Here is an 11,443-nt window from a genome sequence, read left to right on the forward strand (position 1 = left end):
TTTGAGGTTCATCTTTCAAAAAGCCATTCGTAATGAACTATTCCAGACGGGAAATTTTGAAACTCTCAAGCCTTGCCGGATTGGGTCTGACCACTTTACCTTCCCTATTTTCATTCTCGCTAGAGGAAAGTATACGCCAAAGGGCTATTCCCAGTTCCGAGGAAAAATTACCCATTGTTGGGTTGGGTACCTGGCTCACTTTCGATGTGGGGAATTCTTCTGAAGCGCTGAAGGTAAGGCGGCAGGTACTCTTAGAAATGCACAAACTGGGGGGTAAGGTCATTGACTCCTCGCCCATGTATGGGAGTTCGGAAGCCACCGTGGGTAAGGTATCGGCTTCGTTGGACAGTCAAAACTCCTTTTTCTATGCTACCAAGGTCTGGACTTCGGGCAAGCAGGCCGGCATTGATCAAATGAACGGTTCCCTTAAAAAAATGCGGCGTTCCACGATGGATCTGATGCAGATCCATAACCTAGTGGATTGGCAAACCCACGTAAAGACACTACGGGCCTGGAAGGAAACCGGAAAAATTCGGTATTGGGGATTGACGCATTATGTAGATTCCGCCCATGGAACCTTGGAAAAGATTATCCGTCAGGAAAAACCGGATTTTGTACAGTTCAATTATTCCATCCTGTCGCGCCATGCAGAAAAGTCGCTCTTGATTACCTGTCAACAAAATAAGACCGCAGTCATCATTAATCAGCCTTATGACAGTGGTTCGCTCTTTCGAAAAGTTAAAGGACAATCGTTACCCGAGTGGAGTTTGGACTATGATATTAAAAGCTGGGGGCAATACTTTCTAAAATTCATACTTTCCCATGAAGCGATTACCTGTGCCATTCCCGGCACCTCCAAACCCCATCATGTCATCGATAATATGATGGCCGGTTATGGGGCCCTTCCCGATACCTCCGGTAGGGAGAAAATGGTGTCCTATTTAAAATCATTGTAATTTAGGTTTAAGACCGAATAGCAGTCGGGTTACTTTCCATTTTCGGATCAGGAATTCATAGAGCACCCAACAGCCACCGAAAGTCCCTACGCTCATTACTATGATTTTTGTAAATAGGGACCAGGATACATCCATTACATAATACCCGATGATAATGGTTAGGGTCTGATGTAGTATGTAAAATGGATATACAGCCTGATTGCAATAGGAAAGTAGCTTGCTTCTTTTGTTGAGATAGGTAGCCGCATATCCAAAAAGGACCAAAATCCAAGACCATAGATTAAAGACCTTTACAAAAGCTTCCGTAAAGTGAACCAACGTTGTATCCTCCAACAGCAATCGGATACACAACCATACCGAAAACCCTAGAATCCCACAAAATAAATAGTATCTTCTATGCCGCTCCACAGTGTTCCAAAAAACTTCCTGAACCGAAATCAACACAAAGCCAAAAAAGAAAAACAACAGATAGTTCACAAAGGTAAACCAGTCATCTACCAAGGCATGGGTAACCGGAAAGAAAGGTTCCATAAAGGCCTCGGCCAAATAAAGCGGTGGCAGAAACAAAAAAAGACCAAATGGTTTTTTTATCCTTTTTTGTACCCATAGGAGCAGTCCGTTGTGTGGAGTGTTCCGTAATTTGAGGAATATAGGTAATAAAATTAGGGAGTAGACCAATAAATAGGGCAGGAACCAGAGGTGATGCCAGCTTAGGTTCCCTTCCGGATAGATCCAAGTAAAGGCATGTCGTGGCCAGAATGCAAAAAAGCTCCCGGCAAACTGTCCGTTGACCACACGCTCCAAGTATACTTGCGGAGGCACAATCAATAACATTCCGAAAGCCAAGGGAATATATAACCTTCGGATTCGTTCCGAGGCAAACTGTTTCCCCGAACGTTTGCCCAGCGCATAATAGGTTCCCATTCCCGAAATTATAAATAGGATGGGCAAACGCCATTGATTTATGAACAGCATAGGATAGGTAGGCCATTCATACATGACATTGTTCTTTATATGCCATCCCCAGGGGACAAAAAACATCCCCACATGATAAAAAATGAGGAGGGCAAAGACCCCAACCCTCAGCCAATCCAAGTCGTACCGTCGTATCATAATTGTTCGTTTTGTGCCAAAAGTAAGGTTTCCCAAAAGGCGCAAAATTGTCCTGGGACGAACGACAAGTTTTTGTTACGGACAACAAACTCCCTTTAAACTTTTTGCAGTTGCTGTTCAAAACGATGAATCGTTGTACGGGATACGGGGACGATATCGGGAACATCCTTTAGCTCCAAACGGTATCCCTGGGCATTCCCGGAAACTTTAGCTACTTGGTGAAGATTTACCAGATAGGAACGGTGTGTTCTAGTAATAAAGGAAAAACGGGACAGCTGCACATCTAGCTCCTTTATGGTCATGCGTTTCACCTGTTTCAGCAACTTTTCTTCTTTCCTGAAGAAAATCTCCAGATAATTCTTATCCGATCGCGCATAGATGAACTCGTCCGGATAAAGTTCAAAATCATCACTTTTAAGTTGTGTCTTGATAAAAATCGAAGTAAGACCTTCTCTTTTTTTAGTGTCCAAAACCGATCTGGGTTTTTCCTGAAACTGGGCAGCTCTTCTTTGGTTCCGGAGATACAGACGATTGAAGTTTAGAGGGATTAAGATGAGCATCAAAAGGGTACCTACGATAAAGGTGTTTCGAATTTCTTCAAAAAAATAACCCCATGACCAGTTGTTAGGGTTGTCATAAATAAGGTCCCGAATTAAAAATTGCCCAATACCGGTAAAAAGAAAAAAGCTTAGGAGCAAAAAAGTTTCCTTTTTTACGCTCCATGAATCAATCCATACATTCCTATAAAGTAAGGGCCCAACAAGTAAAAGCAAAACTAGAATAGGAACTAGGGAATGAATAACCGAAATCCAAAAATAGTGCATAATGTGCTCATCCCGATTTACATTAAATGGCTCCACAAAAAAGTTGAAGAAAACGACGAGCACAAAAATCGTAAAAACCACTATGGACAAGTCCTTTCCTTGATAATAGAAAGGATAAGGTTGTGCAAAAAAACCAGATATCGATTTTAGTGTATTTCTAAACGACATGTTCCAAATGTGGTTTTATACGAAGAGGCGCGTTAAAAGTTACGCCTCAAGTCTTTAAAGATAGCTGTTTCAAAAATGGTTATCGAAGTCCATCATCCTCACTCAACCCCCTTTCTCATTTTAACACCTTTAGGGCCATATAACTTTACAAAAAATCACTTAAAAGACTTGTCCAAAACAAAATGGGCTTCTATATTTGTTCTCTATTTAGAATTAATCTAATTAAAAATAATATGAAAACCACACCAATTCTCCTTCTCTTTCTTTTTGCCGTATTAAGTAGTAAAGCTCAAACTGGAACGGTCGCAGGAACCATTTTGGATGGCAATGACCAGCCCATCGCCTTTGTAAATATTCGAATAGAAAACACAAGCTTAGGCATCGCATCGGACGCCAAAGGTCGCTATGTTCTGGACAATGTTCCCACTGGCGAACAGATAATAATCGCCAGTAGTATCGGTTTTAGCACTTTGGAAAAACCCGTAACCGTAGTTCCAGAGCAAACGACCACTTTAGATTTCACACTTGAGGAAAATGTAAATCAATTACAGTCCGTGGAGATTATCGGTAGAAAGGAGACCGGTTACAAGAATACCTCTTCTTTTATCGGAACCAAATCTGCTACCTTGTTACGGGACGTTCCCCAGGCCATTAGTTATGTAACCAAGGAATTGGCCTTAGATCAGGCAGCCTTTCGGGTAAACGATGTGGTAAAAAACATCAGTGGGGTCAATCAATTTTCATTTTACAACGATATCACCATACGCGGGTTTCGGGTATCCGGCCAACGGACATCCGGAAATTTGGTCAATGGGATGCGAGCTTTTACCAGCTTTTGGAAACAGCAGTTAATTCCCCATATAGAACGGGTAGAAGTGATTAAAGGTCCGGCATCGGCTTTGTTCGGGAATGCCTCTCCCGGAGGTACCATTAATCGAGTGACCAAGAAACCACTGGATGAGGAACGGCAGTCCATTACGGCCACCGTGGGAAGTTTTAATACCTTCCGTACACTAGGCGATTTTACCGGCCGTATGACCGAAGATGGTAAGTTGTTATATCGCATTAATCTGGGCTATGAGAATTCTGGCAATTTTAGGGATCTGCAGTTCGACAAGAACTTGGTAGTGGCCCCTTCCTTTTCCTTCCTGCCTTCGGACAAAACACGATTGAACGTGGACATCGTTTACCAAGGTTCCGAAGGACGCTTGGATCGGGGTCAGGCCGTTTTCGGGGACGGGGATCTTTTCTCCGTACCCATCACCAAAGCATTGAACGCTGCTAACGATTTCCTAAAGGAGGAGAGTATCAACGCCACCCTTTCCTTACGCCACGAATTTTCGGATAGACTCAGTTTTAATAGCATCTATATGCGAAGTAGCTATCGTGAAGATCTACAGGAACATAGAACGGCCAATACCTTTGCCAGTTTGGGGGATGGAACACTAGATCCCCAAAAGGTGGAAATGCGGGTATTTATTCGCCAACGCAAATGGAACAACGACAACTTCAACAATTATTTCAACTACAACTTTGATATCGGCGAGGTAAGCAACCAACTGTTGGTGGGATACGATTATTTTCAGCAACTTTTAGAGCCGGGGGGATCCCAATTGCAGGCACGAGGTTACCTTTTGGCCGACGGTTCGGGAACCGCCAATAGCTTTGACCCCGACAATGCCGATGCCTTTGTGCTGGATGAGGATGGTAATCCAGTGCCCAATGTACCCCACTTTGACCTGACCGATCCCACGGCCAATCAAATCCGAAATTTTGCGGACTACACCTATGCTACCAACCAGTTCCCCACGAGTCGGTTGAGCTCCCATGGTATCTATATTCAAAATCAGGCCAATTGGGGCGATTTCAAATTATTGTTGGGCCTACGCCAAGAATATTACATAGACGACCTCAACTTCAAGACCGATGAAGAGGAAAAAATAGAGCAGGATGTCCTTTTGCCCCGCGTGGGACTGGTTTATTCCTTAAACGATAACATCAATCTTTATGGTACTTATGTTGAGGGTTATCAGCCCCAAACAGCAAGCGTTATAGCAGACCCCAATGCCGGGGGACCTTTTGATGCCCTAACCAGTGAATTGATAGAGTTCGGTGCCAAAACCGATTGGTTTAATGGTCGATTGAGCGCTTCTATGGCTCTATATTATTTAACCCAACAGGGAGAATTATATAATGCCAATGACCCTACCCGGCCCGATTTGTTAATACAGATCGGAGAAGAGGAATCCAAAGGAGTGGAATTTGACCTGGCCGGAAAAATTGCACCCAATTGGAGTTTAGTAGCCAGTTATTCCTTTAATGAAGCGACCATAACCGAGAGTGATGACCCCAGCGAAATTGGACGTCAAAAACCCAATGCCCCAAGACATACCGGAAACATTTGGAGCAAATACGTCATAGACCGGGGCGCTTTTAAAGGTGTCGGTTTTGGATTGGGCGCCAATTTTGTTACCGAGCGGTTCGGATCTATTGTACGTACCCCGGAACCTCCACTATTTCCAGGTTACGAATTGTTCGATGCCGCACTGTATTATCAATTGGACAAATTTCAGATTCAACTGAATATCAATAACATCTTTGACAAAACTCATTGGGTAGGTGGCTACGATTTTATCAGAGCCTTCCCAGGTGCGCCTCGAAACGTGATGACTACGGTATCCTATACATTCTAAAGAGGCATGAGCCAAAGAAAATCCCGTTCCACTAAAAAAAACCTGTTATGGCGCATCCATAGTTGGGTTGGACTGTATGCCGGGGTTGTCATCGCCTTTTTGAGCCTAACGGGAGCGGCGGCCCTCTTTCGCATGGAAATCGATGAAGCCTTGAATCCTTCATTGTACGTAGTAGAAAAAGAATCGACCAAGATGGCCCTAAACGATATTGCCGCCGCAGTGACCAAGGCCCATCCAGATAAGGAACTTTTTGAGGTATATATTCCAACAGAAGCCACGGGAACCTACAATCTACGGTTAATGGCCAAAAGTGCGCCCCGGATTTTTCCAGTATTCTGGGAAGTTTTCGTAAATCCGTATACGGGTGAAATCCTTGGGGAACGCAATTACTACAAAACCTTCAACTATTACTTGCGCAACATCCATGTGCGATTTTATGAAGCCTTTTGGGGGCGGCAAATCGTCGGTTTGGCCGGCCTGGCCCTTTTAATTTCCACGATTACAGGTTTTTTGATTTATGGGCGATTTATGAAAAAGCAATCTTTGGGTGAAATCCGGGGCAAAAACCTAAGGATGCGTCAGGCTGACCTGCACAAGTTTATAGGTGTCCTGGCATTGGCGTTTAATCTGATGATTGCCATTACAGGAACCTGGTTGGGCCTTCAAAATCAACTGCAGAAAGCCTTCTCCATAGAGCGACCCAATATGTACAAGCGAACGGAGAAGCCATTGACCTCGAAGGAAGATTTGGCGATGACGGTCAATTTTGATCAAGCCCTGAAGAAATCATCTTCTATCTTTCCCCAATTGATTCCAAAAACCGTGCGTCCTTCCCGGGACGGTGCGCGGACCATAGAAATTGTTGGTGATGTCCCAGAACAGGCCTACGAACGGTTAAGCAATAAATTGGTATTGGACAAAGTAAATTTAAACACTTTGTTGAAGTACAATATTAGTGAGGACGACTTTGGGGGAAAATTGTTCTTTGTCCAGGAGTCATTTCATTTTGGTGATTTTGGCGGTATTTGGTTGAAGATATTCTATGCTTTTCTTGCCCTTACCTCCGGTTTTTTGGCCCTAAGCGGATTTATCATTTATTTAAAGAGAACCGAGAAAAAAAGAACGGGAAAGCCTTCGTTTATTGAACTTCGCCCCCTATTATACCGGTGGGTATTTGGAATTGTTGCCTTCTGTGTTGTCGTTGGGGTTATGAGTGTTATCTGGGGTATTGGTGTTCCCTCTTTAGTGGTTATAATCCTGTTTTATGGTCTTTTGGCATTTCTTCTACTGAAAGCCTTATTTCTCTGGGTTCGTTCCCGATTTTCCAAAAAGCCTTTGCAAGTATGAAACGGGCTTCCTTAAATCAATATGTTGCTATCCCAATGGTTTTGGCCTTAGTATTGTTGAATGCAGTACTTATCCTGTACTTTTATAATGAATGGCGGTTAGTTTCCCAAAATGCCACTGAAGCTTCCTTTTACAATCCTGATGTTGAAATGAAAAAAGCCTATATCGCATCATCACGAAACGCAATGCGTCTGCTATTAACTATTAAGGGTATTGAACTCATGGCCCTTTTTTTTAGGAAGGGAATTGTGGCAATGACCTTTTTAATCTTCATTAACCTCCTTGGATATTTTTTTATTTTCTCTTAAGTGAGAATCCGACCTTGTCCTAAAATGTAGATGGTGATAGAAAATCTATAAATCCAAAAACTCCAAGCATACCGGGCTTGACAATTTGGTTTCATGGAGGTACGTCAATTCTCCCGTCTTCTTATCCCTTTGAAAAACGGTGATGTTATCGCTTTTTTGATTGGCCACTAAAAGAAACCCATCTGTGGGATCCACTGCAAAATTACGGGGCCAGTCGCCACGGACACTTTCCCGGCCCACGAGATTCAATTTCCCGGAACTCGCATCTACCTTAAAGATCACAATGGTATTTTCCCCTCTATTTGAACCATACAGGAATTGGCCATCCTTGGACAAATGGATATCCGCACAATAGCTTTTTCCATCAAAATCCATGGCCAATGTATTTTGGGTCTCCACTTCCTCGTAATCTCCTGTCACCTTTCGTTCAAAAACGGTAATCGTGGAATTCAACTCATTGATAACATAGAGAAATTGCTCATCAGGACTAAATGTAAAATGGCGAGGTCCTGCCTTTTCCGGTAAATCCAGAGAAGCTTGTCCGGCCGGGGCAAATCGTTCTTTCCCTTCTGCATATCTTTTTACGGCATCCAGTCCCAAATCCGCCACAAAGAGTCCGTCCGAGGTAAACTTAGCGGCATGTGCATGGGATGTTTTTGTTGTATCGATTATTTTGTGGTCTATGTATTGTGGGTCGGAAAGCAGTTTCCCGTTATCATCGATCCGAAAAATGGAGATACTTCCACCGGGATAGCTTGAAGCTGCCAAGGTACGTCCATTCTGTGATATCCCTACATGGCAAAATGGTGGGCCATTGGTAACTTCAGAGTTGATTTCCTCCAATAGCCCGTCCTTTATACGGTATCCTGCCACTGCACCTTTTCCTTCCGGTGCGTCCTTTACGGAATACAGGTATTCTTTGTTCGAGGAAATCTTTAAAAAAGAAGGGTTGACCAAAGTGGCGGCCAATTGGGTATCTTCCAATGTTCCGGTATCCGTATTGAAGGTATATCGATATATCCCCTCACTCTCCCCATTGGTATATGTTCCTACGAATAGGGAATAGCTCTTGGGCGCCTCGGAGGTACAGCCTAAAAAAACAAAAACTAAGCAGCAAACGGAAATGAAGGTCTTCTTGGTCATGGAAACAATTTTAAAGGAACCTTAAAAATAGGGACTAAATATGACATGGGTCATAACCGGGAAATAAAAAGTTAAGGCTCCAACACACATATTCAAAAAATAATCGGTGGGCAGTGGTCATTTTTTGTAATCGAATGTCTTTTACGTACTTCTAGCCAACAAAGTGTTCCTGACCTCTTTCCTCAAATAAAAGCCCGTAACTATGGTGGCCAATACATCCGCAATTGGAAATGAGATCCATACGCCGAGTTCACCTAAAAAATTCGGTAAAATCAAAATCAGGGGAATAAAGAAAAAGCCCTGCCGAAGAAGTGTCAACAAAAGTGCTGGTACCGCCTTTCCAATTGCCTGAAAATAGGCGGCGCCTATCAACTGCAGGGCAATAATAGGCGTTGCCGCAAAGACCCAGCGCATGGCAAAGGGCGTGTGTTCCAGAACAAAAGCATTGGCTGCCAGTTCAACCGAGGACATATCCGGCTTGTCACTCAAAAATAGAGCTGCGATTTCCGAGGGGAAAACCATCAAAAAGATAAATACCAAAGTGGCCATAAAAGCGGCATATTTAATGGCCGTATTAATACTTTCCCTCACTCTTGGATATTTTTTGGCCCCATAGTTATATCCCGCTATAGGTAAAAAACCTTGGGTTACCCCAAAGACCGGAAAAAAGGCGAACATCAACATTCGTCCTATAATGGCATAGACGGCTACCATGGCCTCCCCACCCAAGCCAAAAAGAATATTGTTCATCAGCAAATAGATGATACTGATGGTAGCTTGGCGCGACAAGGTTACAAAACCCAAAGATCCGATTTCACGAAGTATGGACCGATTTAATCCGAAATCGGTCATACGCAGTTTCAGTTCCGAGTTTTTGGAAAGAAAGAACCAGACGATGTAACACAGGCAGAAAAAATAGCCCAGAGTAGTAGCCCAGGCGGCCCCATACATGCCCCAATCCAGCTCATAAATAAAGATATAGTCCATTAATAGATTGCCTACCGAAGGAATAATCATAGCGTTCATGGCAAACTTGGGCTTACCCTCGGCTCTGATCACCGTATTGCCCATCATACAGAGTGCCAGCATAGGTACACCATAGACCACAATAACATAGTAAATCTTGGCAGGCTCAAAGATAGCGCCCTTACCTCCAAACGTAGGGATAAGGTCATCCACAAAATAAAGGCCCACCACTACCATGGAAATAGTGACCAATAAGGTCAAGGTCACCTGGTTCCCAAAAACCTTCAACGCCTTTTGCTTATTTTCGGCCCCTAAAGCCCGCGAAATAATACTAGAGCCTCCTATTCCGATAGCCATCCCCAAAGCCCCAATAAAAAATGAAACTGGAAGGACCACATTGATGGCGGCAATGGCAATGGAACCGATCCAATTTCCTACAAAAATGGAGTCGACCAAGATGTTGAGAGACATCACCAGAATACCGATACTGGCAGGTACCGCTTGCTTTATCAAGAGTTGACCTATAGGTTCAGTACCTAGTTGTTCCGATGAGACTTTTGCCATTTTTTCTTTATTGCCAGCTTGCCGAATGTGGACAGCAAAGCAATTTCATGTATCGTTATTCTTTTTCAAAGGTTGGCCAAACCGCTATGGAAACTTCGTTAAACCGGCAACACATCGGAAGCCTCCCATTCGTTTATCCATTTTGCCATTAACCCAACCCACGCATCACTATCATTTAGGCAGGGGATATGCTTGTAATCCGTCCCACCGGCTTCCGTAAACTGTTCCTTGCCCTCCATGGCAATTTCTTCCAAGGTTTCCAAACAATCGGAAACAAAGGCCGGAGTAATCACGGCCAATCGCTTTTTGCCTTCCTTGGCCAAGCGCTCAAATTCGTAGTCGGTATAGGGTTTAAGCCAAGGATCTCCTGCCAAACGCGACTGAAAGGAAGAACTTATCTTGTTTTCATCCAACTTCAGGTAGGATTTGACCAACTCCGTGGTATCATAGCATTGGTGTCGATAACACGTATGGTGTGCCACAGAGTTAATATAGCAACAGGAGCCATCAATTTTACAATGGAACTTGGTAGGATCGCTCTTTCGTATATGCCGTTCGGGAATACCATGATAGGAAAACAAAATGTGGTCGTATTCAAAACCTTTTAGACCATCGGCTATACTTTCTGAAAGCACCTTGATATATTCAGGACTTTTATAGAAGGCAGGCAAGGTCGTTAATTTCATTTTGGGAAAATGTGCTTGCTGTTCTTCCATCGTCTTTACCACCACCGTTTCATAAGAGGACATGGCATAATGAGGATAAAGGGGAACCAACAATACCTCATCTACCCCTTTTTTCGAAAGTTCTCCCAGTGCCTTTTTAATACTCATACTACCGTATCGCATCCCTAGGGCCATTGGAATCTTTACTTGTTTTTGAACCTTATCCGAGAAACGCTCGGAGATGACAATCAGTGGCGATCCTTCGTCCCACCAAATTTTGGCATAAGCACTGGCCGATTTTTTAGGCCGGGTCCGGAGAATTATCCCACGGACCAAAAGGGTACGCAGCCATTTGGGTGCATCAATAACCCGTTCGTCCATTAAAAATTCATCCAGATATGGTTTTACATCCTTAGGAGTTGGGCTATCCGGAGAACCCAAATTGACCAATAAAACACCTTTTGCCATAGATTTTTTTTAATGCCCGTAAAAATAAGGCTTGTAACAAAACTTCCTGTCCTTTCCGCGGATAGTTTTCCAATTTAGTTATAGAAAAAATCAATTTTCATTTTTTGTACTTGAGTTGTTTGGAAAGCCTTGCTGAAATTTTATTTATCCTAAAAAGAGGAGTAAAGTGAAAATACCATACACTAAAATGCGTTATACCCAAAGCTGTTGTCCGTTTTAACGGTTTAT

9 protein-coding genes are annotated in these 11,443 nt (G+C 43.3%); 4 read left to right on the forward strand and 5 right to left on the reverse strand.

The genetic code is table 11. The annotated features are described in order from the left end of the window. Positions 1 to 32: 32 nt before the first annotated feature. The gene (locus tag D7Z94_RS01995) at positions 33 to 956 is read left to right on the forward strand and encodes an aldo/keto reductase (RefSeq protein ID WP_120709828.1); all 924 of its coding nucleotides are present in this window, start codon (positions 33 to 35) and stop codon (positions 954 to 956) included. Here the strand turns inward: D7Z94_RS01995 and D7Z94_RS02000 are convergent. Together D7Z94_RS02000 and D7Z94_RS02005 are read right to left on the reverse strand one after the other, a co-directional pair. After that, complete coding sequence (locus D7Z94_RS02000) at positions 948 to 2,069, reverse strand: acyltransferase family protein (protein ID WP_211341737.1); 1,122 nt, start codon at positions 2,067 to 2,069, stop codon at positions 948 to 950. The genes D7Z94_RS01995 and D7Z94_RS02000 overlap by 9 nt on opposite strands. Before the next feature lie 95 nt (positions 2,070 to 2,164). Then, positions 2,165 to 3,061, reverse strand: a complete 897-nt coding sequence (locus tag D7Z94_RS02005; RefSeq protein ID WP_120709829.1) for a LytR/AlgR family response regulator transcription factor — start codon at positions 3,059 to 3,061, stop codon at positions 2,165 to 2,167. Between the two features lie 233 nt (positions 3,062 to 3,294). Between D7Z94_RS02005 and D7Z94_RS02010 the strand changes: the two genes are divergently transcribed. From D7Z94_RS02010 to D7Z94_RS02020, 3 genes are read left to right on the forward strand one after another with little or no spacing between them, the layout of a single operon-like run. Continuing rightward, entirely contained in the window at positions 3,295 to 5,754 is a 2,460-nt protein-coding gene (locus D7Z94_RS02010; RefSeq protein WP_120709830.1) for a TonB-dependent receptor, read from the forward strand. A gap of 6 nt (positions 5,755 to 5,760) precedes the next feature. Further along, positions 5,761 to 7,101, forward strand: coding sequence for a PepSY-associated TM helix domain-containing protein (locus D7Z94_RS02015; protein ID WP_120709831.1), 1,341 nt, complete (start codon positions 5,761 to 5,763; stop codon positions 7,099 to 7,101). After that, entirely contained in the window at positions 7,098 to 7,409 is a 312-nt protein-coding gene (locus tag D7Z94_RS02020) for a hypothetical protein (protein ID WP_120709832.1), read from the forward strand. The genes D7Z94_RS02015 and D7Z94_RS02020 overlap by 4 nt, the downstream gene beginning before the upstream one ends. Positions 7,410 to 7,454: 45 nt before the next feature. Here D7Z94_RS02020 and D7Z94_RS02025 read toward each other — a convergent pair whose 3' ends face one another. The 3 genes from D7Z94_RS02025 to hemH all read right to left on the reverse strand — a co-directional run bounded on the left by D7Z94_RS02025 (position 7,455) and on the right by hemH (position 11,215). Then, a complete protein-coding gene (locus D7Z94_RS02025; RefSeq protein ID WP_120709833.1) occupies positions 7,455 to 8,552 on the reverse strand; it encodes a lactonase family protein in 1,098 nt (365 codons plus the stop codon). 141 nt (positions 8,553 to 8,693) lie between these two features. Then, complete coding sequence (locus D7Z94_RS02030; protein WP_120709834.1) at positions 8,694 to 10,082, reverse strand: MATE family efflux transporter; 1,389 nt, start codon at positions 10,080 to 10,082, stop codon at positions 8,694 to 8,696. Positions 10,083 to 10,180: 98 nt separating this feature from the next. Next, positions 10,181 to 11,215, reverse strand: coding sequence for a ferrochelatase (hemH, locus tag D7Z94_RS02035; RefSeq protein WP_120709835.1), 1,035 nt, complete (start codon positions 11,213 to 11,215; stop codon positions 10,181 to 10,183). Positions 11,216 to 11,443: the final 228 nt, after the last annotated feature.

This window comes from Ulvibacterium marinum (assembly GCF_003626755.1).
GTDB lineage: Bacteria > Bacteroidota > Bacteroidia > Flavobacteriales > Flavobacteriaceae > Ulvibacterium > Ulvibacterium marinum.

Bases quoted from the DNA above. Each gene is read 5' to 3' on its own strand.
- D7Z94_RS01995 (WP_120709828.1), top strand. From the start codon at position 33: ATGAACTATTCCAGACGGGAAATTTTGAAACTCTCAAGCCTTGCCGGA.
- D7Z94_RS02000 (WP_211341737.1), bottom strand. From the start codon at position 2,069: ATGATACGACGGTACGACTTGGATTGGCTGAGGGTTGGGGTCTTTGCC.
- D7Z94_RS02005 (WP_120709829.1), bottom strand. From the start codon at position 3,061: ATGTCGTTTAGAAATACACTAAAATCGATATCTGGTTTTTTTGCACAA.
- D7Z94_RS02010 (WP_120709830.1), top strand. From the start codon at position 3,295: ATGAAAACCACACCAATTCTCCTTCTCTTTCTTTTTGCCGTATTAAGT.
- D7Z94_RS02015 (WP_120709831.1), top strand. From the start codon at position 5,761: ATGAGCCAAAGAAAATCCCGTTCCACTAAAAAAAACCTGTTATGGCGC.
- D7Z94_RS02020 (WP_120709832.1), top strand. From the start codon at position 7,098: ATGAAACGGGCTTCCTTAAATCAATATGTTGCTATCCCAATGGTTTTG.
- D7Z94_RS02025 (WP_120709833.1), bottom strand. From the start codon at position 8,552: ATGACCAAGAAGACCTTCATTTCCGTTTGCTGCTTAGTTTTTGTTTTT.
- D7Z94_RS02030 (WP_120709834.1), bottom strand. From the start codon at position 10,082: ATGGCAAAAGTCTCATCGGAACAACTAGGTACTGAACCTATAGGTCAA.
- hemH (WP_120709835.1), bottom strand. From the start codon at position 11,215: ATGGCAAAAGGTGTTTTATTGGTCAATTTGGGTTCTCCGGATAGCCCA.